Source organism: Candidatus Nitrosocosmicus sp. T, assembly GCF_054408485.1.
This window is the reverse complement of sequence record NZ_CP166992.1, coordinates 1,808,304-1,833,024: the sequence shown is the minus strand read 5'-3', so window position 1 is coordinate 1,833,024 and position 24,721 is coordinate 1,808,304. Positions and strand designations below refer to the sequence as shown.

The window sequence follows — 24,721 nt, the reverse complement described above, 5'->3', positions numbered from 1 at the left end:
GGGTCAGTGGCGGGGTACAACAGTAAATAAACTGTAGTTTTCTATCTGTTCAATCCTTCAAGATGTCCTTCTTGCTCTAATTTCTCTGCGTGTGCGCTAATGTATCTCCAAATTATGTCTGCCTTATCTGATTGAAAATCCCATGGGGCAATTAACACTAAGTCATTATCGCGTATCCACATTCTCCGTTTTATCTTTCCTCTAATCCTACAAGTCCTAATTTTTCCATCCGAACTCTTTACTATTATATTATCACCGCCAACTAATTTAATTACTCTTCCAAATAACTCTCCTTCCTGGGGCATAACCAGTTCCTTCAAGTGAGCTTCGTTTAAAACTTTACGTTTACCTATTTCTAATCAATGGTTAGTGACCAAAGATTAAATAAATACTTTTATTTTTAGAAATTCATTATTGATTTATGATAGAAATGTAGTTTCTACATGTTCATAGTCTTAATTTTTTATAGCATTTTCATGACACCAACATTAAATTTTGAAATTCCACTCTCATTAAAATTACATGCTAGTCAAAGTTACGGGCTAATGAATAGAATTTAAAAAAATTTCCTTGATCGTTAAATTTTTAAAGAATCAAATAGAATATAATAGTCATAAATGTCAGAAAAAGATTCTAAATCGGATTTAAAAAAAAATTAACTCCTGAGGAATATGAGGTATGTGTAAATCGCGACACTGAGCCACCATTTTCTGGTGATCTTCTATCCAACAAAGAAAATGGTATATATTCATGCAAGTGCTGTGGTTCGAAGTTATTTGATTCTGATACTAAATATGATTCAAACTCAGGATGGCCAAGCTTCTGGGCTCCATCAAATAATGAGAATATTAAAGAAAAAATGGACTATGACTACGGCATGGTTAGAAAGGAAGTGGTCTGTGCGAAGTGTGGGTGTCATTTGGGTCATCTATTCGAAGACGGTCCTAATCCAACTGGATTAAGATATTGCATTAATTCTTTGTCATTAGATTTTAAAAAGAAAACTAATCCTTCTTGAGGGTGTTATACAATTTTTAAGAAATATTACATCTTTGAAAATATTTGAAATAGCCTTTGAAGTCGCTAAATTAAAAAAATTATTGAGGGCGTTATTTATAACCATCATGATGATATTTCTATTTATAAGGATATTCCCGTACATTAGTATTATTAGTTAACTCAACTCTCACGGAACTGATCCTGTTTTCTTCAAGTAGTAAATCCAGTTTTTGAATTGATATTTTCTAAGTTGTATATTCTAAGCGATAATTAGAATGATTTTGCTGATGGAAAAATATAAAGCGTAGTTATAATCGCTTATCTTGTGGTCGACAGGATTCAAACTATAGAAATCGATCATCAATTTATTAGAATGTTAATTTGAACAGTATTTCGAGTATCGAGACTTAATAACAGCAATGATTCTGGACTCCAAACATTCACCTGTTGCTTCTTCAGGAAATAATAACGTCTATCTGGCGTGGGTTGATAACTCCATGAAGGTGAATACGATCTATCGTTGAGTTGCAATTTTTGCAAATCCACGAAGATGTTTCTAAGCATTCGTTACATCTCCACATTGCAATTAGCATTAGACCACATGTCCTGCAAGAATCTTCGTTAAACATTGGCTAACTATTTATAATATTATTCGATGCTATATAAATATTGCAATACACATTATAATAATTATATCATTTTTATATATATTCTAAATATTTCTTAAATAACTATCCATAGTTTACCACTTCTTATAATGTGCTATTGAACAGTCTATGCTTAAGCGACCAGAATTGAAAATGCGATTTGAGGCACTAATTAGAATAGTCTTGGTTATAGAAGTGCGGTTACATTTAAAAAACGTTACAAAACTCGGAAGTCCGGTTTATTCTCTTCATTTTAATTGAAATTACTTCAATGTAATAGGGGGACTATCTTATTCATCATCGTCTTGCAACATCTGTCTTTAACATGATTTTAATATATTCTATTACACTATTTGAATGAATTACAATAGCATTTCTTCTATTCGGTAATTATGGCTGCGTGATAAGGTTTCTTGCATTTTGGACACATAGCATGATCACATACACATTCTATACTATAATCACTATTCTCCTCAAATTCAGTTTTATTTCCTTTATAAAAGCATATTTCGCAAACTAATTTTTCCATCTAAGTCTGAAAATATATTGCTATCATACTTTATTTAATAGTTTATCGAGAATTCTATAATATTTTAAACTGAGACTATTTTGATTGTTTCATCCCTGATTCTGTCAATATCAGATTGAGACGAAACTGAGACACACAATATTTCAGCTTCATATGGAAAGGTTATCATAGTGATTTTCATTTGTCTGATCAACAGGTAGTCAACTGGGCCGAATTTTTCTGAGAATGATTGAAAAAAACTGATATTTGAAAGGGACTGCAGATACATATCTTGTTCTTCGTTCTGGTCAAGTAGTGGCTCTATCCCCTTCCTAAATCCACCTTCAATAACTTCCCCCTCTTTATTTACTATTCCAACAAACCTTATGTTTTTATCAACTGCAAATATCTCATTACAAATATTCTTTCTGAATTGGTTTTGAAGGTCATCATTTCTCGGCATTTCTAAATCTATTTATTTAAACAGAGAATTATATATTTAGATGAGCATTTAAGAGACTTGTTTTTTTGATTTCTTGTTGTCAAAAAAAGTTATTTTTGAAGTTTTATAATAAATGACTTCACCTCTGCGCTCCACAACTGCTATAACTACTGCCTTTCCCATTTTTTCTACCTGCTCAATTACTTCGGCAAATTCCGATGCCTTTATGTTGGTTCCTTCGTTTAATCCAACGGAGACATATTTTGAGGTCTTTTTATTGTACTCTCCTCTCTCGTAAATCCTAAAATCTGTTCTAAAACCAAAGCCTTCTTTGACAACATATCCTTTGCTTCTCAAGTCTCTAAAAATTAAATACTTTGTCAAGATCTTTTTGTCTTTTTTTATTAATGCCTTTAGAAATGTAGAAAAATCATATTGTGAATTTTTTGTATAAATCTTTATTTTATTATTTTGAAGCAGAAATAAGCATTCAAGGTTGTTTAGCAAGTATTCTTTATTGAAAACCTCTCCAAATCCTTTGTTCCTTAGCTGATCTTGTTGTTTTGGATCAGTGACAATCGTTTTTCCCTCTTTTATATGGTGAACTGCCTCTATCAGAAAATTCGAGTCAATATTTTCTTCATTACTGTTCTTCTCCTTATTCGGGGTTTCTGCATTAGGTGTAGCCACATCTAGTCCTGCAGACTCAGTCATCGGAGCGGATTCGATAGAGTAATTGTTGGGGCTACTTTCTGAAGACATAACAATTAAATCATAGCAATCGGCCTCATTTATTTATTAGAGGGGAGTAATTGTGAAAGGTGTTAATTATAGAGAAATTCGTGGCATGCCATATGTAAGGCGTGAGTACATTAAAGGGAAACCTCAAATAAAGATTGCCAGATTTGCATCCGGGCAACCGAAGGGTAATTATGATTATTTACTTGAACTGACTGTTACCGAACGTATCCAAATTCGACATAATTCTCTTGAAGCTGCGAGGCTGGCAGCTAATAAAACAATGGCTCAAGCAGGTGATATGAGCTTTTTTGCCAGATTAAGGGTATATCCGCATGTAATTTTGAGAGAAAATAAGATGATCGCTACAGCAGGGGCAGACCGATTACAAGAGGGAATGAGACGTGCATTTGGTAAAGCTACAGGCTTGGCTGCCAGAGTTGAACGAGGGAGAACCATTTATGAGGCTCATGTTACAAAGGAAAACTTGGAATTAGCTAAAAAGGCATTCAAGGTTGCTTCAAGCAAATTGGGATGTCCAACAATTACTAAAATAACTCCAATAAATAACGAAACAACTTAAATAAGATAATGGTTTTAAATTAACCCAGAATACCGACTATCTGGATTCATTTTTTTAAATACAAAAATTTCATAACAAATATTTTATACGAATAATTTTCCTCTATTTAATGGAACAAATAAAATTTATTACAGATTTTGACGATCAGTTTTATCTTAATAAGAAAATATTTGTCCGTGTTGACTTTAACGTACAGGTTAAAGACAATATAGTTAGTGAAGATTATAGAATCAGATCTGCAATTCCAACTATAGAATATTTAGTAAGACGAGGCGCGAAAGTTATTCTTGCATCCCATTTAGGCAGACCTTCTGGCAAAGACTTACGATATTCGTTACGACCTGTGTCAAAAAAACTGGGAGAGATGTTAGCCTCCTTCAATGCCGAGATTATTTTTTCAGATGATTGTATAGGTAAGAATACTTTTGAGGCAATAAATGGTTTAAAAAATGGCGACGTATTGCTACTCGAAAATTTGAGATTTTATTCTGAGGAGGAAAAAAATGATCCAGACTTTTCTGAAAAGCTTGCTAATTACGCTGACATTTATGTAAATGATGCATTTAGTACATCCCATAGAAAACACTCCTCCACTTTTGGAATCGCTAGGCATTTTGATACTAAAATTGCTGGTTTTAATCTTGCCCAGGAATTGCAATACTTATCCTTGCTTAGAGAAAATCCCTCAACCCCTTTTACTCTTGTAATTGGGGGTGTGAAAATCAAGGATAAGATTGGAGCTCTAGATCATCTTTTACCAAAAGCTAGTAAGGTTCTCATAGGTGGTGCTGCTTCATATACATTTCTTAAGGCAAAAGGTTATTCTGTGGGAGATTCATTAATTGAAGAGGACTATCTACCTTGGGCTACTAAGGCGTTAGGGGATCATAGGGATAAGATAATTCTGCCGATAGACCACAAAGTGGCTTCTTCTGATACTAGTAGTCAATATCAAATTGTTGAAGGGGATATTCCTAAAAACATGAAAGGATTCGACATTGGAGATAAGACGATTCAGAAGTTTAGTTTTGAAATTCATAATAATGGCTTAGGTACAATTTTTTGGAATGGACCAATGGGCTACTTTGAAAGAGAGATATTTTCTAGCGGAACTAAGAGTGTTGCTGTAAGCATGGCATTGGCTTATTGGAGAGGTGTAAAGACCCTAATTGGCGGAGGTGACACTCTTGAGGCCATGAAGATGTCTGGCGTTTCGGAGAAGGAGGTAACTCACGTTTCAACAGGGGGAGGCGCTACGCTCAGATTTTTAGCAGGAGATGAAATGCCTGGAATAGATATTTTACGGAATTGATAGCCTAACAGAGTTGATTACTTAGAGAACTATTGCAATTTTATATCATCCATTACCTTTAGACTAAAATATACAGTGCCAATAATTTTTTGTCGTTGGTAGAAATGATACTACTCTAATTAACTGAGTAATAACCTATACTTATCAGAATCAACTTTTTTTCATGATGGGTTTATCGATGACCTTGTTGCTCCACTTCAATCAATAAGTCTCCGATAAATATAACAATAAACTTTTTTCGAAATGATATCTTATCCTTATTTTTGAGTTACATACTATTATGATGTTCTATCGATAACAGTTTCAATTTGGATTTGAGTTGATTAATCATCTAGTTTTTGGCACTGATACTCTATAGAATAAATAATTGACAAGTTAAGATCATTCATTAATTTTGAATTCAGTATTAAGGGTGGACGATTATGATGCCATAGTCGGTGGGGGAAGCGTTTCAGGACTTATGGCAGCACGTGAGATGTCATCTAAGGGGCTTAAAGTTTTAGTTCTCGAAGAAGATCACGAAATTGGAACTCCAGAACATTGTGGGGGCGTTGTCAGCCAAAAAGCTCTTGAAAGTCTTGGAATAATACCTAGATTGAAAACAATTGATAATGAAATAAAAACTGCCGTTATTCGGTCCAACAACAGCTCGTTTGAAATAAACTCTGAATATCAAAAGGTGATAGTAATAGATAGGAGATCTTTTGATAAGGAAATAGCATTTCAAGCCCAGAAAAATGGTGCTGAAATCAACACTAGAAGTTCTATTATTTCCGTTAGTTTTGAAGACGGTCGATTCAAAGTTAAAATCCAAGGTGGTAAAGTATTTGTTAGCAAATTTTTTGTTGATGCACGGGGGGTTGGAACATTGGTAAACAAAGGTAAGAGGAATATAATTCCATCAGGACAGTTTGAGGTTTATGCCCCTTGGATAATGAAGGACACAATAGAGGTAATTTTTGATTCGGATTTATACCCTGGTTTTTTTGCTTGGATCATTCCAACTGCGGAGGGCAAAGGGAAGGTAGGCGTAGCAGGAAAGAGTATAAATCCGAATTTGTCCATTGAACGTTTCTTAGAAGCTCGGGGAAAGCCATATTCAATCATCAGAAAGATTTATGCTCCTATATGGATTAGTGGATATGTCAAGCCGTTTTCGAATGGTAAAAACGTCATTGTAGGAGATGCAGCGGGACAGACCAAACCTACCACGGCCGGAGGTATTTATACAGGAGGAATGGGAGGAATTTATGCTGGCCGTGCAGTATCTGAATCTATTTTAGAAGATAATGGCACTCCTTCATTAGATCAATATGAAAATAATTGGTTGACCCAGTTTGGAAGTGAATTTGACAAATTGCTTTTCTTTAGGAAATTACTTGAACGGCTTGATAATAAGGCCTTAGACAAAATATTTTCTAGTATACCAAAAAACACAATTGAAAAGATTTCTTCAACAGGAGATTTTGATTTTCATTCTTTTGCTCTTAAACGCTTTATGAGTACTCAAATGAGTATAAATTTGATGCACGCTCTTGTGGGAAATGAGTATCGCAAAATAGTTAAGGATCTAAGCAAGATATAAATGCGGTTTGCAGGTCTTTAGATAGCATGTCAAAGCAGTTACAATTACCTGTTTGTACGTCTTGTAACAGACCTATCATGCCTAATGATGCATGTGTAAGATTTTATTGTCCAAATTGTGGGTATGTTATAATCTGGAGATGTCAGAGCTGTAGAGAATTTGCTAGACCTTACAAATGTGTAGGTTGTGGATTCGAGGGGCCGTAATTAAAATGGCTAGACTTGTAGCACGTATAAAGATTCTACCAGCAGATTCAGAAACGGATATGGATGCATTCGCAAAGATTCTTAAATCACATGTTCCTGAGGGGATGGAATTGAAGGCACACGCTAAAGAGCCGATGGCATTTGGTTTAAACGCCATTGTGGGTGATTTCTTATTGGATGATGCCGAGGGAGAGATGGAGAAACTAGAAGAATCTATAAAAAAAGTAAAAGGAGCTGGAGAAATTCAAGTTATTACTATTAGCAGACAGTCTGTAAAAATGAAATAATATCAAAATTAGTATTCCGATTCACTTGAAAAAAAAAATAAATCTCTTTCTGGTTCGAATAAAACAGCAACTATCAAGATGAAAGTTGCAGAGTGTCGGATTAAGGATGTGGGAAAGAAAAAAGCGATCCTAGATAGTATGTCAATGGGAAAATTGGGCGTTTCTGACGGGGATATAATTGAAATAGCGGGAAAGAAAATAACAGCTGTATCTGTATACGGTTTTGAGGATAAGAATAAAAAAAACAATTGTATTCACATTGATGGTCAGACTCGACAAAATGCAGGCGTAAGCCTGAATGATTATGTACTGGTCAAAAAGAGTGATCCAAAACCGGCGGAAAGGATAACATTGTCGTGCAATACTTCTAAGAATTTTTCAGATGAATTTAATTTATATTTGAATAACCGATTTGAAGGTTACCCTGTTACTAAAGGTGAACAATTCACACTAAATTTCCTGGGAACTTCTTTGGAATTCAAAGTCCAGAGTACGATGCCACGAGAAGTGGTAAAAATCACTAAGTTCACCAAAATAGGGATTAGGACGGGCATAGAGAAACTATATCATGATAGTTACCATGTAACATACGAGCAAATCGGTGGCTTAAAAAATCAAATCACACGTTTGAGGGAGATTGTGGAGCTTCCCCTCAGGCATCCAGAAGTATTTTCAAAAATAGGAATTGAACCCCATAAAGGTATTCTTCTTTTTGGTCCTCCTGGATGCGGTAAAACCCTTATTGCCAAAGCATTGGCAGCTGAATCAAAAGCAAATTTTTATATTATTAATGGGCCTGAAATTGTGAACAAGTATTATGGTGAAACAGAAAGCAAACTAAGAGAAATTTTTCAAAAAGCTAAAGAAATGGCCCCTAGTATTATATTCATTGATGAAATTGATGCCATTGCACCCAAGAGGGAGGATACCTTTGGCGATGTGGAAAAAAGGGTTGTAGCGCAGTTATTAGCTTTAATGGATGGGATGTCTGATAGAGGAAATGTGGTAGTACTAGGTGCTACCAACAGACCCGACAGCTTAGATCCCGCTTTGAGAAGGCCTGGCAGGTTTGATCGCGAAATAGAAATAGGTATCCATAATGTGGATGGAAGATTCGAAATTTTAAAAATCCATACTCATGAAATGCCTCTTGGTTCAGACATTCAATTACGAGATTTGGCAAAATTATTGAATGGATATACTGGTGCGGATATAAAAGCCTTATCGAGAGAAGCTGCAATGAAATCTATAAGAAGAAGCTTAACTGAATTTGACTTAGAGAACCAAAATCAAGTGCCTTCTGAAATTTTAAACAGCATAAGAATCAATCAACAGGATTTCATAAACGCCATGAAGGAAATCATACCAACTGCGTTGAGAGAATTTTATGTTGAACCAACAAATATTACTTGGGATGAAGTAGGAGGTCTAGTTAAGGAAAAAAGCCTTCTTAAGGAAAATCTGTTGTCTCCGATCATATCTCCAGAAAAATTTTCAAAAATGGGAATTAAACCAGCTAAAGGCGCATTAATATTTGGCCCTTCTGGATGCGGTAAAACCCTGCTAGCGAAATCCTTTGCAAATGAAGGTTCCATGAATATCATCTTTGTCCGCGGGCCAGAAGTGTTATCAAAATGGGTAGGAGAATCAGAAAAGGCTATTAGAGAAATCTTTAGAAAAGCTCGCTCCTCCTCCCCTTGCATAGTTGTTTTCGACGAATTGGATTCTCTTGGTCGACCACGTACCTCTGATGATGTTTCTGGAAATGAAAGAGTTTTATCTCAAATATTGTCCGAAATGGATGATTCTGGTAACTTTGGAGTCATAGTAATAGGAATAACTAGCAGACCAGATTTATTGGATACTTCACTCCTGAGGCCCGGAAGGTTTGATCTCATAATATTTGTCAATCCACCAGACGAGATTTCTCGGTATGATATTTTGTTAAAAGTCACCACTGCCATGCCTATATCTTCTGAAGTGGATCTGAAGAAAATATCGTCGCTAACCAAAGGATTCAGTGGAGCTGATTTAGTGGCCTTATGTAGATTTGCGGCAATAAATGCGATTCATAAGAATTCAGATGTGATCTTTAATATTGATTTCGAAGAAGCACTCAACACCGTCAAACCATCAATAACAAATGACGTACATAATTGGTATTCATCAATAGAGAAAAAATTGACAACTGCAATTCCGAAATTTCATGACAAGATATTTTATGGTTAATCTATTGCTAGAAAAAGGTTTTATTTCTAAACCTATAATATGCTCCAAGTTAGAATTGATAATGTGAATTATCCTATAAGGAATATTGTATTTGAAAAAATTAAACAGCTAGGCACTACTACTGACCAGGATTTACTTAATTCTATGTCCAAAGATGGTGTAAGTGTATTAGAAGACGAATTCAATAAAGTATTGTTGGACTTGGAAATTTATGGTCTAATTAGAGTAAGTTGGCTGACAAAAGATAAAAAAAGAATCGAATTAACAGAATGAAAAATTAATGATCATATTTTCCAATTTCAAATCTGACTTTAAAATCTAAAGTACCATAAAGAATCAAGGGCGATTGCTATAAAAATTATTACTAAATAGGGTGCTGTTACCTTGTATGCTTTCCAGGCTAATTCTGGAGTTGGATTCTTTAAAAGTTTGTAATGGTAGAAAGTCATTAATGATCCAGACACTGCTGCTACAACTAGATATAAAATTCCTAATCCAAAAAAATATAAACAAAGTGAATAGGGAATCAATATCAAAGAATTTATAAATATGTATTTGGCCGTTACTTGATTACCATATACGACTGGCAGCATAGGTACTTTGGCTTTTGAATATTCTTCCCTTGTTTTGATGGCTAGGCACCAGAAATGTGGTGGTGTCCACATAAATACAATCCATCCTACTAAAAAACCTAATACATCTATACTGTTCGTGGTAGTTGCCCAACCCGCCATTGCAGCCGCACTTCCTGCAAATCCTCCGATTACAATATTCCAAACATTTCTTCTCTTAAGAAGTAACGTGTAAATAACTACGTAGAAAAATATTCCTAACCCTATCATAAAAGTTGCTATAGGATTCAGGGTGAACCATGCAATGGTAACTGATATAACACTCAGAGCCAGACCATATATCAAAACATTATTGGCCTTCAATCTACCTGATGGAATCGGCCTCTTAGCTGTCCTTACCATTAAATTGTCAATGCTCTTATCATAAAATTGATTAATTGCGCTTGCTCCCATTGATGAAAGAGATCCACTAATGATCAGAAACAACAATTGCCATCCAGAAATATCCCATGCCGAGTTTGGTGAACCGTCAAATCTAGTCGCCGCTAGCATCGAGGTAACCGCTGTAATAACGAGTACTATTACAATTCGTGGTTTTGAAACCTCAATATAATCTTTAATCGCAGAAGATTCTAGTCGACCACTCAATGACAAAAGTTTTCAATATTAAAAACCCTAATCCTGAATTTAACTCATTCGATGCACAAATAGAATATAAACAAACTCCGATTATCTCATATCTCTTTTTTTATCTATTTCTTGAATTTTCTCCTTTAGGTCTTCAAGCTGACCTGTAGACCATTTTACAAATCCTTCGACTAATTCCTGCGGCATATTGTTTCTTTGAGATACGATTATGAAGCCTGCAAAGATTTTCTCGTAGGTTTTGCAACAAACAACCATATTTGTTATTGCATCATTGATAAAATCACTCTTATTGTTCCTTATATAATTCTCCTTAAATTCATCGAGTAATCTATTAGTTCTTTTAGTTATTTCATCTATGCCTACGGTGTCATCGTATCCTTTATCATTATTGAACAATTTAACTGTAGAAGTGTTGGCAAAAGAATATTTATTAATGTATATATTTCATATGATTTGAGAAGATTCCGACTGTTTTAAATTAGGTCAGATACCCTAGTGCTATCATCATTATTTCATCAGACAAATGTATCATCATTCCCATGGATCTCAGTGAGACCTATTAATTCTTATATTTGTTTATTTTTTTTTACAGTACAATGATTTTTTATTCACTATCTTTTTTTTATCTTGTTTTTTTATTTTGCTATTATGTCCAATTTAGATATGATCTATAATGATATTAATTCTTTTGGATCTACAGGAGTTAAGAAATCTGAATTAAAGAAAAAATACCCTGAGGAAAATTTTGAGGATGAATTGAATGAACTAGCGACGCAGGATAAAGTATGCATATCTAAAAAAGGAACATACATTTACTGTTGGGGTAAAGAATTTTATCTAGACTACCTGCTCATCTCAGATATAAAATTCAAATATCTATACGATTCTATTATAGGGATTCAGAGAAAACTCAATAACTATTCTGATAGCATATTCAAATATGTCGAAAAAATTGACTGCGAATTAACAGAGGTTAAGAATTCCTTTAATAGGATCGAAGATAAAATTAATAGTCTAAAAGTTGATTCCAATAGCATAGAGTTTGACAGTAGTCCGATATCTGTTGATACATTCAAAGAACACTTTGACAGGGTAATTATAAGCAGGTCAAGTTCCATAGGCTGGGTAGAACTTTCTTCGATAAAGAACGAGGTATGTGAAACCTGCGATCTTTCTAATATTGAATATTATAACCTGGTAAGCGAACTCATTGAGTCGCATCCAGACAAATATGAATTATCATCAGGAGGGTATGAGGGTGTAGTGCTAAGGGGAATAGTCCATGGATTTGTGAGGTGCATTTGATGTCTCCTTACAATCTGGCCGTTAATCCTTTTCCCAGTAGTCCCACACCCACATTATCCAGTGCTAATATACTTGGAGGGAAAAGGCACATTGCCGCGTTAAATTCAATCAAGGATTGCTTAAACGATTCAAGCATTAAATTAAATAGTGCTGAGCCTCTCAATGAGGATCTCTTCAAAATAATCTCCGTAATCCAAGATGTGGGATCAGGTAAAACACATTTGACCCTTCATATGAAGACCTTGTCTGAAATCAATGACAAATCAATTATTTCATACGTCGACCTCACTCAAGTACAACCAAGGGAGATTGATAATTTCTTTCATTCTATAGCTAGCGGATTTGGAAAAGAATACTATGACTCTATTAAGACAAAGTTGATTGAGTATCTTAAAGGGTGCTATGTTCACAATCCACGGTTAGTAAAGAAGATAGTCAAATATGGGTTTTTTGACTCACTCAATGGGAACTCAATTTCAGACAAAATAGAACAAATTACTGAAAGAAAATTAAGAATATCTTATGAACATTTATTTGAATTAATGTCGAATGATTTTACTAAAATAGAGATACATTTAATCACTGAAATTATCAAAACAGGTACGTTGAATTATTCCGATCTAAAAACATTTGAAAATCTTACAATGGTCTTAACCAACTTGGCCAAGATCAACTATAAATTATTTAAAAAAATTACTATCTTTCAGATCGACGAGTTTGACACAAACTTAAACTCCTTGGATTACCTCAAGGGGTTAATTAATTCTCACGTACCTTATGCACTTTTTATGATAGTGACAACCCCTTCTTTATATGCCGATATCTCCAGGATTAATCCATCGTTATTCGATCGCCTAGAAAAAGCAAATTATAAAATTGATTTGGCCGGATCGAACTCCTTCGACGAAATAAATAGTATTGTCCTTCAATATGTATTGCATTATAACAGTGATCTTTCATCGGCAGAAAAGAAAGACTTAACATCAAAAATAAAAATAATATATGATGAATTTCCAGACTTTAGGAACATAAGATCTATCTTGAATGTCCTGTATCACGCCTTCGAAATGTCTGTTAAGAAGAACTCTTCAAATATTGACGAGCAATCAATAGAAGAGACAATCAAGAATGTCTATCCAGGATTGCGATTAAGAGGAAGTATCATGGGAATATCCATATCCGATTTCATCAAAATGAGGAAAATATCCATTGACAAAAACATAGTAGAATCGAATGTAAAAGATGCTATCAGAAATTTAATAAGTTATTTTGATGAATTGGGAACTGTGAAAAAATATGACGAAAAGATCGATACCGAATATTTAGATGCAATATATAATGATCAAATGGGAAAAAAGGTGGGCATATCGATTGCAGTAGATTCTGATAAAAACAAAAACTTTGATAAGATTGTTAAAAGCACTAAAAAGAACTCGGTAGTTGATAAGTTGGTGATACTGACTACCAATATTACAAACATGAAAAAAAATGGTACTACCTTAGTAACTATTGACAAATGGAAACTAGCTGATTTGCTATATTTTAGCAAGAAATATGATAGTGACGAAATTAAATCAGAGGATCCCCAGAAGGCAATACTGCTGGCAAAATCAATCCAAATTTGCTGACCATAGCTCACTAATTTTCCTTTTTTTAACTATGATCTGATTTATATTTTATCAATTTTCAATATGTTGTATGAACTTAAATAGAAACCTAAATTCGCTTGAAGATTTTCAAGCCAGCGTTCATAAGTTAGGTTTTTCTGTAATTGACTATAATGGAACTAATGTACCCTGTTTACTCGTCGAAGATGTTCAATTCGAAAATATTATGCATAAATCCTATGGCAAGTCTAATTTGATTGATACTAACTTAAATATTTATGATGATGGACACCATGTTTTTGTAAATTTAAATATAAACTTTCTTAATGACGACCTTGAATTTGATTTCTTATTAGACGCAAATGAAACTATCGATTTTTTTAGATTTCTTTCATCAGCCGGAATGTTAGCTATCGCACCGCAAAAATCAAGAAACAGCAGTAATATTTTTTTCGTTCAATTACCTAAGAAAGACAAAGCCGAAAAAGCATTTGAGTTAATTAAATCCAAGCTCAAATAACTAAAAAAAATACTGCCCTAATCTTGACGTTTGAATCGCAATGCAGTTATTTATTTTTTGTATATATTTATTTTAAATAACCGATTCGTTTTTCTTTTAATGTTCTAAATTGAAACATAGAAACAGGAAATCACGTGGAAATAAAACTAATTATCGCAAGGTAGTAATTATGGCAGTTCTATTTGGAGCACTCTTAATTGGAGGCTCCATTACCGCATTTTCCAATTTCGGAGGCCAAAATAAATCAACTTCTTCTGATCCAGCTGATATCCAGAATTTGATCTCCAACCTGACTACTCCGGTGATTCCTGGAGCCAAAGCTATTGGTGATGATAATGCCCCTATCAATATAATTGAGTTCGGTGACTATCAATGCCCATTTTGTGCTAGATTCAATCAAGAAACTAAAGACGAACTGGTCTCCAAATACGTTGATACAGGGATTGTAAGGTTCGGATTTAAAGATCTAGTCATTAACGACTTACCCCAGGATAAACTATCTACGCTATCTGCAGAAGCCTCTTATTGCGCAGCAGAGCAGGACAAATTTTGGGATTATCATGATGAGGTTTATAGGAACTCAAGAGGAGAAAACACGGGTTGGATCAGTAATGAAAGTTTGGTAGGGTTTGCTAATAACATGAAGATGCCAAACATAGCCCAGTTTAAGGAATGCTTGAATTCACATAAATACAACCAACTTGTGGTGCAAAATGATGTATTCGCAAAAAATCTTGGTTTAGCTAATACCCCTACTTTCCTAATCCTTAAAGATAATTCGACAAAAATAGCGGCAGTGGAGGGTGCTCAACCAATAGATGTCTTTGACGATGTGATTGCCCAATTCTTAAATAACACCCTCTAGACCTTTTTTAATTTGTTTTGTAGAGTTTGAGGTATCGGTTCTTCCGATCATGATATGGATTACCATAAACCCATATTTCTTTTTCAAATCTAACCGCGGTTTCACCTTATTAAGAACTCCTTTCTAATCATCATTAATATAGGACAATACATATGAAATTGAGTCAAGACAAACGGCGGTTGATTAAGATAGCTCCCAAAGGTCAAATCGATACTGTTACTAATACTACTTGCAGGATAACATATAACCAAATAAGACATCAGGACTATCAAAGCCTCTCAAATCAAGTTGATTCCTAAAATCTACGCATTTTCTAGTTGAAGGATTAATCTTAACTATCATTATTTTTCAATCATATGCATATAAAGCATCAAGATAGACAAAGTCTTGAGGATGAGTTAAAACTAAATCGCCAATCTATTTCTAAGATATTTATTAGATTATTTCAAATCTTTATTCGCAAGGGCATAAAATTGAATCTTTATCACATGATATGTGTCTGCCATCTTAATCACAAAATGCATTGAAACTCATAGACCTCTCGTTGTTATTACATTAAATCAACATACAAGAGTCATCAGAGGGGTGAAGAAACTAAGATATTAGACAGACCGAATCATCGAATTCTTTCAATTTTCTTCAAAAAAAGGGACTGGTATACGCAGATATGATTTTCTATCTTTTTAAATATTTTTGTTTAATGTATTCCAATTTATCTAATGAGATAGGCTTTGTGAAAACTTCCCTCACTCCGATTTCCCAAAATTCATTAATCTGTTCTGGTTTGAAAACTGACGCTGTAAATATGACTATATTTAGATTTTCTCTTTGTTGCCTTTTAAGTTCATAAAGTATATCTATTCCTGTATATCCTGGAATGGCAATATCGAGCAGTACGAGGTCAAAGTTATGATTTTCGATCTCTAAAAGCCCTCTCCGACCATCATTTACTGTTCTGCATTCAATATTTTCAAATTCAAAGAAATCCTTTACGGCTTCCGTTATACTTTCATTGTCATCAATTATCAATACCTTCATAGTAGGGATAGAACATTTTATATTTTTCATATTAATACTTTCTTCGCATTAAAACGCATTAAGTGAAAACTTAAACGATGCACCCAGATGATAAGTAGAATCGAGCCAAATTTTACCCCCGTGGGATTCTATGATACCCTTACATATTGCTAAGCCTAATCCAGTCCCACCATACTTTCTTCTAAGACCCGTATCAATTTGATAAAATTTCTTAAATAATCCATTCATATTTTCTGGTTTTATTCCAATACCATTATCTTCAACGGTAAAAATGACAGATTTTTGGTCCTTATTATCAGTACCATTAGAGCTAATTGTGCTTGGCTGTTTATCCTCATCAACTCGAATAGTAATTTCTCCGTTGTTCTCGGGGACGTGATCAACAGCATTATTTACCAGGTTGGCCAATACCTGGCTAATTCTTAGTGGATCGCATAAAATAGTACCTGTGGCATTAACTATTGAATTAAATTTGATGTTTTTATCTTTCATCAATGGAGATAATGCTGAAATGTTGTTCTCCACTATTTCTGCAATATTAGTGATCTCCTTATTGATAGGAAAATTATTCAATTCTAACTTGTAAACGGTGAAAATATCCTCTATTATGGTCTCAAGCTTTAAGATGTTCCTGTGCATTATATCAAGGGCTTTCCTTTGAAATTCGCTTAGATTTTCTGATTTACCTTCCTTTAGTATCATTTCGATATATAACTTCATGGGTGTTATAGGAGTCTTGAGTTCATGACTGATCATTGATAGAAATTCTTCCTTTGCTCGATTTGATACCCTTAATTCATTATTAATTGAGTTAACTTGAAACTCTTTGTTTCTCAACTCTTCATTAGCCCGTTCAAGGTCCTTAGTTCTTTCTTTGACCTTCCGAATCAAATTCTTATTTAAACTCTCAATATTTCTTCTCATTACTTCAAGGCTGATGGAAAGATCTTTTACCTCGTTTGATCCCTCAACCATTATTTCCTTGCCAAAACTGCCTTTACTTAATTCTAAAGCAGATTCCTTTAAATGAGTAAAAGGAGATGTAATTTTCCTTACCGCAAAGATGGTAACCCCAATAGCAATTAATAAGATCAATGTTGATAAAATTAAGAACTCGCTTACCGTTTTGTTATAGTCGTTCATGATTGGAGATAGATTTCCCTCAAGAAAGAGTGTCCAATTTCCATCAGATCGATACCCGTTTGCGTTTTCAGATTCAGGAACTGTAATGATAATGGAATCCTGAGAGTTCTTTTTTTCATACTCAATGTTAGAGGGTCTAAGAATAGAGAAGTTCGAATCTGGCCGACCAGACATATCTTTGCTATCAATTTGCTGGTTTGTTGCATAGATTATCGAACCATCACTATGGACTATTCTAGAAGTAAAATGAACAGAATTTTTTTTCATGTCATTATCAAGGAGACTGTTATTGACCACGTTATCTATAAAACTAATTGAAACGCCAACATCCATAATACTGTTTATAACTTTATTAGAATCATAGACGGGAACTGACATGTGAAATCCTGTTTGATTAAATGCGATTTCTTCTGGATTCTTATCAAAATATATTTCTCCTGCTTTTGATTGTTGAAAGAATTCCTCTTGCAAAACATTACCCTTAGGAGATTTATCAGAAGTATCTAGAATAGTAGTACCATTATTATCATGAAGTGCTATAACTAGATATTTTGAGTTACTAAAATTAATATGCCTCTGAAGCAAGTTCATTTTGTCATGTATGGAGGTTGTAGAATTAGCTAGTATAGGGTGAGTTGAAAGTAAATTGAGATCATTTGCAATTTCGTTTACCTCAACAGAGAGCTTATTCATCAGCTGAATGCCAGACATTTCATAAATATCATAAAACTTTGCTCTAACTCCAGAAATATTTTGAAGTGAAAGAATGGATGTAATAATTATTGATCCTATGATTAATGGTATGATTAAAATCAAAATATTAGTTGCTACTTTCGTGATAACTCAATCAAGATTAGACTAGAAATATTAAATAGATTTCTATATTCTCGTGTTTTCCTTTATTAACACCTCATACAAAGTATGTGTAAATAACCATCACTGTGATTACTGACCCTCCCCTCCATATTATCTTCAGCTTTTTTTTTAAAGTATCTAATTTTGGTATTTGTGCGCCCCGAATTGATGCCATTTTATTTTATTTTGCGGAAACTTGTTTTGGATATTACAATATTATAAACATAATAAATTCTGCAATTGTTACTTATTTAATTATCTTGTACATTTAAAAGAATCATCATTACAATACTCCAAGTGAACAGATGGAATTATTTCTGTTATTATCATTTGTGTGATGGTTTTCGGCAGAAGAAATATTTGGAAACTCGAGTGAAGTTTCAAGTATTGATTTATATCCTTCAGTTATACGCATCCTTTATCTTATTGGTCATAATTTTTCGTATTATTACTACTGAGCCAGTTCAAACCTGCTTAATTCTGATTGATGAACCATTGTCGGGATGGATAACGTCCGAATTAAGATTATACTTTACTATGTGAAAATATCAAGCCCAATTAAGCGCCTGAATCAGAAATTACATCAATTGTTAGCTAAATTTTATATGATATGTTTTGGCTACAGCAACCTAGCTAAATTTTACAATAATGCATTTAGCATTTGAGAATGAAATGTAGTCTGGTGATATACATTTTGATTCATTGTTTAGGTTCACCTGAATGGTCATATTTGTAGACTACTAAACTAATAGAAGGATATCTAAGAATCGCTTGTTGCCAAGTCATGATTGATTATTTAAAATGCATGTGTTAATCCCTCTAGTGTAAAAACTTTTTAAATCTGGAAAGAATTTCCATCTCATCATTGGAAACTATCAAGATAATATTGAATTTTGACAAAAGGTTGAAAATCAATTGACTTGGCTCATCTAATGAAATGACTATTGGGACAAAATTGCTCTGCTCACTTCTCAAAAGCTGTATATGGTAAAGGAGTTCTATATTATATTCAAGGTCGGAACTAAGTATAATCACAATGATAATTTGATCCTTTTTACGGGCTGTTAAGTCATAAAAAATTCCGGAAGTCGTATTCTTGATAGATTTTTCATTAAACGACAAGGCATAACCTGCTTGGATCAGATAATCACTTAACTTTTGTAATATCAAGAAATTTTTCTTGAATTCCTTTTTGAGTAATGGATTAATTTCATATTTGTGTAACGTATTCAAAACTCCAGAGATATGCCGAAAGGGTCCAAAATCACAAAAATTACATATGTATTTTAGTTCTGGTTCCTCAAAATATTCTAAACAATTTTGACAAAAATATGATGAACTTTTCTTACAGTCGTCAAAATCAGTGAAACGTACTTTACATCCCGGGCAATAAAATTTATCTCCAATTGTAAAAATATTTTTGAGTCCCTTATATCCGCATCCACTATGTGTGATAACTTCTTCATATTTCATAAACAAATTATTGCCGCATTTGTGGCAAACGTAACTAATATCCAAATCTACTGACTTACAGTTTGGACAAATGATGTAGTTTTTTACTTTTTCTTTGATTAGATATTTCTCTTTTACCAACAGATCAACAAGCTCTGAATTTGACTTTACAAGTTCATTTACCTTGATGTTATAAGACTCCCTGATCACTGGATTCACATCTATCTCATTTGTGAAATAACTTCTTATTTTTTGATAAATGGGCAATTCAGTGAGTAACATGTCTCGAAAGATGACTTTAGTATCTGGGTTTTCCAAGACTGGTTTCAGAGAAAATTTCTTCCTTTCTTTTATCCACTCGGCGTAAATGGAATGCAATGACTTGGTTAAGTATTTTATTCCTAATTCATCACCCATTATGGCATACTTTATCCCGAACCTTGCAATGTTGAGTAGTAGCTGCAAATCATTAGATCTACAAATTATAGCAATTGGTATCTTCTTAGAAAATGTAAAGATGAAATCATCAATAATAGGTTCTATTTCCATCACGTCGCAGACAATAACGTCAAAATGTTCGCTTCCGGCTCTTTCAAAAGATTTTTGATAGTTGTCTGAAACTATTACATTTATAGATTCATCGACTGCATTTAGAACAATACCGCATAGATATTTGTCCGAAGAAATTAATAGGCAATTTAGGCGCTTTGTATAAAGATAATCTCTTTCATTTCTTTTTATTTGATCATAACTATTCTTAATCTTATCAATCAAATTTAGATCCAATGAATGATTAGCTGATACCAAATCTTGTTTTATAGTCGCTAGATAATCCATGACCAAAGAACGAATGTCTGAGTTGATTTTGTGTCCAGTTACTAATGAATCAACGATGTACTTTATCTTTTCAGTAAGTAGGCAAATATTTAGATGATCTTCAAGTCTAGAACAGGAGATAATTAAATCTAATTTTGAGTTAAGTTTGATGAGATTATCGATCGAATCACTATCGAATAACCGATAACATTCATCAATGGATTCATTAATTATTTTTTTATACCTCTCTGAATATTCCATCGTATTAAGACAACTTCGTGATAAATTATTTAAAAGTTGTACCGGTAACTGACCATGAATCTTTCATTTCATTTTATTGACTTATTGGATCAGTGTTTTCATTGAGTCAGAGATTATGTCGTTGTTAAAAAAATCAACTATCTAATGGTATTTTCTGCCACTTCTGGTGAATACTTTATCTAGAATCAATATTATTGCAAACCGTATCCTCAATGGGCCGAAAGGGATTTGAACCCTCGGCCTTTCGATTATCAGTCGAACGCTCCACCAAGCTGAGCTATCGGCCCTGTTTTTCTAATTTCTAAAGGCTTTATTTTTCTAATATAAATGTAATTTATTGTGTTCTCACGACCAGATTTTATTAAATTTGCATCGGACCAGTCATTACGGAACAATGGATACCTATTCTAAAAGCGCCGCTAACCAATATTTGAGGTGCCATTTACTACCAAGTTATCCTTTCATTTATTACTTCTTCAGATCGTAATAAAATTCTGAATTATTTCAAATTATAATCTTAATTATTAGAGCTGAAAGTTTCGTTATCTGATCAAATTCACGATATGCTTCCGAGAGAATATTTAACGAATTGTTTTAGTAAGTAAATTTCTATAAACACTCACATACCAATCCTATATCCAAATTACAACAAGTAAAAAAATATACCCCGACATTATATCATTAACTGTTTGAGTAATCGAATCCGATATGTTGCCCTCTTCAGCAAGAGAAATAATGATGAATCTAGACAAGTTTCTCACTTGTTAAGAGAAAAGTTGGCTGAAAAAGGGATTAACGTTATAGACTTAAATATGGATTATGATTTGCATCGTCCCGAGTTGGAGATTGATCTTGATTTGGCTATTGCGATAGGTGGCGACGGAACTACGATTAAAACATTTAGAACGTTACCACCCGGTATTCCCGTACTTTGTATAAATGCTGGAGGTACACGTGGAATTTTATCAGAAGTTTCAAAAGATTCCGTTAGTTCAATTGTGGACCCACTCTTAAATGGTCATTTTTTTCTTGACAGAAGAGTTAGATTAGTCGCACAAATTGGTGATGAAATTAGTGTGCCTGTATTGAATGATTATGTCATGATGCGTTCAGATCTTACGAAAACACCTTTGTTTTATCTCTCTATTAATGACAACGGTTATAGTCAAAAGATGGACGGAATGATAGTTTCAACCCCTACGGGATCGACTGGACATTCCCTTTCAAACGGCGGACCTATCCTCCAAGAACATTTGGAATGTATGCTGGTTACCCCTATAGGATCTGTGAATAGGCTGCCTTCGTTTGTGTTACCTTTAATGTCGATTACTATTAGTGCAAATCATGATCTCAAATTAATTATGGATGGACAGATTGTAAAGGATATCCAAAAGAATCAGCCAATAAAAATCACCAAATACCATTATGATGCGATGTTTCTCAGATTCAATAAAAATGATACTCGACAGATGAACAAACTTGGATTCTAGTAATAAGTTTGTAACAGATTCAAACATTTTTTACAGTGGGATACCGTTTCAGACCTCCTTAAACTATGTTTATTATATAACGCCTGATATTCAGAAAGAAATTAATCACATTCAGAGACGGATTGATGGTTTAAATTTGTTGATAACCACAGGAAAGGTAATAATTTATGAACCAGACATCCAGCTTCTTTGTATGGTCCGACAAAAATGTACCGAAAGGGGTCAGAATGAATTGTCAAGTGCGGACTGTTCTATAATTGCTCTAGGCTTACAACTACATTTACCTATTTTGTCTGCCGATTACGCTCTGGTCAATGCTGCAAGATATTTTTCTTTGAATATATTGACGCCTGGAAAAAAAAAATTTGTGACAAGAAAAACAATAAAGTATTGCAGTATATGCAAGATATTTTTTGATTTAAAATTAAGCTTTTGTGACAAATGTGGTAACAGTTTGGTTCTTAAGAAAGAAAAAATGCGCTAGTATATGCAAATAGATCTTGGGAACCAACTTGTTATCATTCCATTACAGAGAGTACATTTATTATTAAACCCTGAAATTTAGAAACAAGAGTATGAGGTAGTCTAGATTGAAATTGTGCAGTCTGCTATAACAATAGATAGTTAAGTTCTTAAGTAATTAATGTATTTGTGGTATATGAAAAATGATTTAGATTTCATATACGACAGAACGACAAAAATGATTAATTATTTTTTAAGAGATGTATTGTAGATCAATCTGCAAAAAGTATAAAGCATATAAGACAAATGACTCTTCTAGTTATTATAGTCAAGGTTACAAATTATGCAAGGAATGCGAATTATTTCTCGAATGGCATGGATTTAAATGTCCTTGTTGTAAAACAATCTTGAGAAGTAGACCCCATAATTCGTTTTCTAAACAACGCTTGAGACTAAATCAAAGTTAATATCAAAAAAAGTTTTGCACACCATTTGAAAGCATTATTTCTTAAAGTAATTATTTTGTTCTAAAGTTAAACTATCTATCTTTAAACCAAAAGTATCTAAAGCAGTCCAAATTATCTTTTTTTCAATTTTTTTTGGAGTCTTATAGATCCTATTTTCCAACTTTTTATGGAATTGAGTTAGGTAAATAATTGACAAGAATTGATTTGCGAATGAGATACTCATTACCTCTGATGAGTTCCCTTCTGCACCAACCAAATTAATGACCCTGCCGTTTGCTAGCAGGTAAATTTTTTTTTTACTTTCTCCAATTCTGTAGCATGAGACATTCATTCTGGGAGAGAAATGATTCGGGTCTATAGAATTCAAATAATCCACGTCAATTTCTGCGTCAAAATGGCCCGCATTGCATAATATTGCACCCTCTTTAATTTTTTCAATTTGATGTTGGCCTATCACATTTATTTGACCAGTACATGTTATGAAAACATCAGCTATGGATACTACTTCATCAATAGTCTTTACATCAAAACCGTCAAAATATGCCTCCAAAGCCCTAAGGGGATTTACTTCTGTAATGGTGACCTTGGCTCCCATCCCCATAGCGCATCTTGCTACTCCTTTTCCGACCCAGCCATAGCCGCATACTACAATCCTCTTACTAGATAGTAGTATTCCAGTGGTGTTTAGTATCCCCTCTAATGTACTTTGACCTGTTCCGTATTTATTATCAAACAGGTATTTTGTCCTTGATCGATTTATGGCTATGATCGGATATACCAACAAACCTTCTTTACCCAATTCTTTGATTCTGTTAACGCCAGAGGTGGTCTCTTCGGTACCACCCATTATACTGAAATTTTTACCTAGTGCCCTTTTATGAAGCTCTCCTCCATCATCGGTAAGTATATCAGGTTTAGTATCTAATACTCTTTCAATATTATTGTAAAAATCTATGGTACTGCCTTCTTTATTAGCAAAAATCTTAATGTCATTCTTTATCAAGAAGAATTTGACAGGTTCTTGAATTGAAAGTGGGTTGGCGGGACATAAAGTAACCTTAGCACCCGCCTGTTTTAGTGCCATAAGTAGTACCGATGTTTCTTTCGTTATGTGTAGACAAATACCAAGTTTAAAATTTTCTAGGCTTCTTTTAGAGACAAACTTATCAACCAAACGATTTAGAATGGGCATGTTCTTCTTTGCCCACAAATATTCAGACCTGCCTATTTCGTACTTTTCATTGACTTCAGCATTAATAGCCATATAGAATAAACACACCAATTAAAATGAATTCTGGTGACGTTATCGTCATCTGTTATTTGTAATCACTTAATATATCTGAGTATCTTGCATCCTTATACGCAACGTACTTGACATACTCTCCATAAGTCTTATCAAAACCACAGTTATCACACTTCACTAAAGAAAAATCATCACTGAGATATGCTGCTTCTTTACAATCTGGACATCTGATTTTCACTTAGATCGCTTTCAATTGTTTGATAATCGGTTGTCTTACCTTTCTGAATACCCTGAATCCGCAAATACATTTTATTTCTGGTAAATATGACAACTCTTCTGCTGTTACGTTAGTGCCACATGACATACATTCATACGTTACTGCACCCATAACTTCGTTACTCATACTTAATATCTCTTTGAACAGCTATTTATTTATTATCC

General features: G+C 33.7%; 25 protein-coding genes and 1 tRNA gene. 14 read left to right on the top strand and 12 right to left on the bottom strand.

The features are described from left to right. Positions 1 to 41 precede the first annotated feature (41 nt). Complete coding sequence (locus tag AB0A59_RS09305; protein ID WP_458747590.1) at positions 42 to 353, bottom strand: translation initiation factor eIF-1A; 312 nt, start codon at positions 351 to 353, stop codon at positions 42 to 44. Between the two features lie 284 nt (positions 354 to 637). Between AB0A59_RS09305 and msrB the strand changes: the two genes are divergently transcribed. Then, positions 638 to 1,018 carry a peptide-methionine (R)-S-oxide reductase MsrB gene (gene msrB, locus AB0A59_RS09300; protein ID WP_458747589.1) on the top strand — a complete coding sequence of 127 codons (381 nt, stop codon included), beginning with the start codon at positions 638 to 640 and terminating at the stop codon, positions 1,016 to 1,018. Between the two features lie 1,221 nt (positions 1,019 to 2,239). Here msrB and AB0A59_RS09295 read toward each other — a convergent pair. Then, positions 2,240 to 2,617 (bottom strand): DUF6659 family protein, encoded by a 378-nt coding sequence (locus AB0A59_RS09295; protein WP_458743218.1) that lies wholly within the window; start codon positions 2,615 to 2,617, stop codon positions 2,240 to 2,242. A 48-nt stretch (positions 2,618 to 2,665) separates the two neighbouring features. Continuing rightward, positions 2,666 to 3,358 carry a tRNA-intron lyase gene (gene endA, locus AB0A59_RS09290; protein ID WP_458743216.1) on the bottom strand — a complete coding sequence of 231 codons (693 nt, stop codon included), beginning with the start codon at positions 3,356 to 3,358 and terminating at the stop codon, positions 2,666 to 2,668. 52 nt (positions 3,359 to 3,410) lie between these two features. Between endA and AB0A59_RS09285 the strand changes: the two genes are divergently transcribed. From AB0A59_RS09285 to AB0A59_RS09255, 7 genes are all read left to right on the top strand, one after another. After that, on the top strand, positions 3,411 to 3,917 hold the full coding sequence (locus AB0A59_RS09285; RefSeq protein ID WP_458743214.1) for a 50S ribosomal protein L16: 507 nt from the start codon (positions 3,411 to 3,413) through the stop codon (positions 3,915 to 3,917). A 109-nt stretch (positions 3,918 to 4,026) separates the two neighbouring features. Next, a complete protein-coding gene (locus AB0A59_RS09280) occupies positions 4,027 to 5,229 on the top strand; it encodes a phosphoglycerate kinase (RefSeq protein WP_458743212.1) in 1,203 nt (400 codons plus the stop codon). A gap of 394 nt (positions 5,230 to 5,623) precedes the next feature. Continuing rightward, the gene (locus AB0A59_RS09275) at positions 5,624 to 6,814 is read left to right on the top strand and encodes an NAD(P)/FAD-dependent oxidoreductase (RefSeq protein ID WP_458743210.1); all 1,191 of its coding nucleotides are present in this window, start codon (positions 5,624 to 5,626) and stop codon (positions 6,812 to 6,814) included. A 26-nt stretch (positions 6,815 to 6,840) separates the two neighbouring features. Then, positions 6,841 to 7,020: a zinc finger domain-containing protein gene (locus AB0A59_RS09270; RefSeq protein ID WP_134482821.1), complete on the top strand. Its 180-nt coding sequence runs from the start codon at positions 6,841 to 6,843 to the stop codon at positions 7,018 to 7,020. Positions 7,021 to 7,025: 5 nt separating this feature from the next. Further along, on the top strand, positions 7,026 to 7,307 hold the full coding sequence (locus tag AB0A59_RS09265) for an elongation factor 1-beta (RefSeq protein ID WP_458743208.1): 282 nt from the start codon (positions 7,026 to 7,028) through the stop codon (positions 7,305 to 7,307). A gap of 78 nt (positions 7,308 to 7,385) precedes the next feature. Continuing rightward, positions 7,386 to 9,536, top strand: coding sequence for a CDC48 family AAA ATPase (locus AB0A59_RS09260; protein WP_458743206.1), 2,151 nt, complete (start codon positions 7,386 to 7,388; stop codon positions 9,534 to 9,536). 39 nt (positions 9,537 to 9,575) lie between these two features. After that, positions 9,576 to 9,809, top strand: a complete 234-nt coding sequence (locus tag AB0A59_RS09255; RefSeq protein WP_458743205.1) for a hypothetical protein — start codon at positions 9,576 to 9,578, stop codon at positions 9,807 to 9,809. 38 nt (positions 9,810 to 9,847) lie between these two features. Here the strand turns inward: AB0A59_RS09255 and cyoE are convergent, their stop codons facing one another. After that, on the bottom strand, positions 9,848 to 10,756 hold the full coding sequence (gene cyoE / locus AB0A59_RS09250) for a heme o synthase (protein WP_458743203.1): 909 nt from the start codon (positions 10,754 to 10,756) through the stop codon (positions 9,848 to 9,850). 81 nt (positions 10,757 to 10,837) lie between these two features. Next, positions 10,838 to 11,152 (bottom strand): hypothetical protein, encoded by a 315-nt coding sequence (locus AB0A59_RS09245; RefSeq protein WP_458743201.1) that lies wholly within the window; start codon positions 11,150 to 11,152, stop codon positions 10,838 to 10,840. 252 nt (positions 11,153 to 11,404) lie between these two features. Between AB0A59_RS09245 and AB0A59_RS09240 the strand changes: the two genes are divergently transcribed. The 4 genes from AB0A59_RS09240 to AB0A59_RS09225 all read left to right on the top strand — a co-directional run bounded on the left by AB0A59_RS09240 (position 11,405) and on the right by AB0A59_RS09225 (position 15,053). Beyond that, positions 11,405 to 12,061 (top strand): hypothetical protein, encoded by a 657-nt coding sequence (locus AB0A59_RS09240; protein WP_458743199.1) that lies wholly within the window; start codon positions 11,405 to 11,407, stop codon positions 12,059 to 12,061. Next, the gene (locus AB0A59_RS09235) at positions 12,061 to 13,689 is read left to right on the top strand and encodes a hypothetical protein (protein ID WP_458743197.1); all 1,629 of its coding nucleotides are present in this window, start codon (positions 12,061 to 12,063) and stop codon (positions 13,687 to 13,689) included. Before AB0A59_RS09240 ends, AB0A59_RS09235 begins: the two co-directional genes overlap by 1 nt. A 70-nt stretch (positions 13,690 to 13,759) precedes the next feature. Beyond that, positions 13,760 to 14,188, top strand: coding sequence for a hypothetical protein (locus AB0A59_RS09230; RefSeq protein ID WP_458743195.1), 429 nt, complete (start codon positions 13,760 to 13,762; stop codon positions 14,186 to 14,188). A gap of 109 nt (positions 14,189 to 14,297) precedes the next feature. Continuing rightward, positions 14,298 to 15,053, top strand: a complete 756-nt coding sequence (locus AB0A59_RS09225; protein WP_458743193.1) for a DsbA family protein — start codon at positions 14,298 to 14,300, stop codon at positions 15,051 to 15,053. A 675-nt stretch (positions 15,054 to 15,728) separates the two neighbouring features. On the opposite strand, the gene AB0A59_RS09220 is transcribed toward AB0A59_RS09225, so the two are convergent. From AB0A59_RS09220 to AB0A59_RS09205, 4 genes are all read right to left on the bottom strand, one after another. Next, positions 15,729 to 16,121 (bottom strand): response regulator, encoded by a 393-nt coding sequence (locus AB0A59_RS09220; protein WP_458743191.1) that lies wholly within the window; start codon positions 16,119 to 16,121, stop codon positions 15,729 to 15,731. A gap of 18 nt (positions 16,122 to 16,139) precedes the next feature. Continuing rightward, the gene (locus tag AB0A59_RS09215) at positions 16,140 to 18,050 is read right to left on the bottom strand and encodes a sensor histidine kinase (protein ID WP_458743189.1); all 1,911 of its coding nucleotides are present in this window, start codon (positions 18,048 to 18,050) and stop codon (positions 16,140 to 16,142) included. A gap of 858 nt (positions 18,051 to 18,908) precedes the next feature. Beyond that, complete coding sequence (locus AB0A59_RS09210) at positions 18,909 to 20,618, bottom strand: TackOD1 domain-containing metal-binding protein (protein ID WP_458743187.1); 1,710 nt, start codon at positions 20,616 to 20,618, stop codon at positions 18,909 to 18,911. A gap of 213 nt (positions 20,619 to 20,831) precedes the next feature. Then, positions 20,832 to 20,905, bottom strand: a tRNA-Ile gene (locus tag AB0A59_RS09205). Positions 20,906 to 21,307: 402 nt separating this feature from the next. Between AB0A59_RS09205 and AB0A59_RS09200 the strand changes: the two genes are divergently transcribed. Together AB0A59_RS09200 and AB0A59_RS09195 are read left to right on the top strand one after the other, a co-directional pair. Next, a complete protein-coding gene (locus AB0A59_RS09200) occupies positions 21,308 to 22,108 on the top strand; it encodes an NAD(+)/NADH kinase (protein WP_458743185.1) in 801 nt (266 codons plus the stop codon). Next, positions 22,098 to 22,592, top strand: coding sequence for a hypothetical protein (locus tag AB0A59_RS09195; RefSeq protein WP_458743183.1), 495 nt, complete (start codon positions 22,098 to 22,100; stop codon positions 22,590 to 22,592). The genes AB0A59_RS09200 and AB0A59_RS09195 overlap by 11 nt, the downstream gene beginning before the upstream one ends. Positions 22,593 to 23,071: 479 nt before the next feature. Here the strand turns inward: AB0A59_RS09195 and AB0A59_RS09190 are convergent, their stop codons facing one another. From AB0A59_RS09190 to AB0A59_RS09180, 3 genes are read right to left on the bottom strand one after another with little or no spacing between them, the layout of a single operon-like run. After that, positions 23,072 to 24,301 (bottom strand): adenosylhomocysteinase, encoded by a 1,230-nt coding sequence (locus AB0A59_RS09190; RefSeq protein WP_458743182.1) that lies wholly within the window; start codon positions 24,299 to 24,301, stop codon positions 23,072 to 23,074. A 52-nt stretch (positions 24,302 to 24,353) separates the two neighbouring features. Continuing rightward, complete coding sequence (locus tag AB0A59_RS09185) at positions 24,354 to 24,518, bottom strand: hypothetical protein (RefSeq protein ID WP_458743180.1); 165 nt, start codon at positions 24,516 to 24,518, stop codon at positions 24,354 to 24,356. Further along, positions 24,519 to 24,683, bottom strand: coding sequence for a TFIIB-type zinc ribbon-containing protein (locus AB0A59_RS09180; protein WP_134482808.1), 165 nt, complete (start codon positions 24,681 to 24,683; stop codon positions 24,519 to 24,521). Between the last annotated feature and the right edge of the window lie 38 nt (positions 24,684 to 24,721).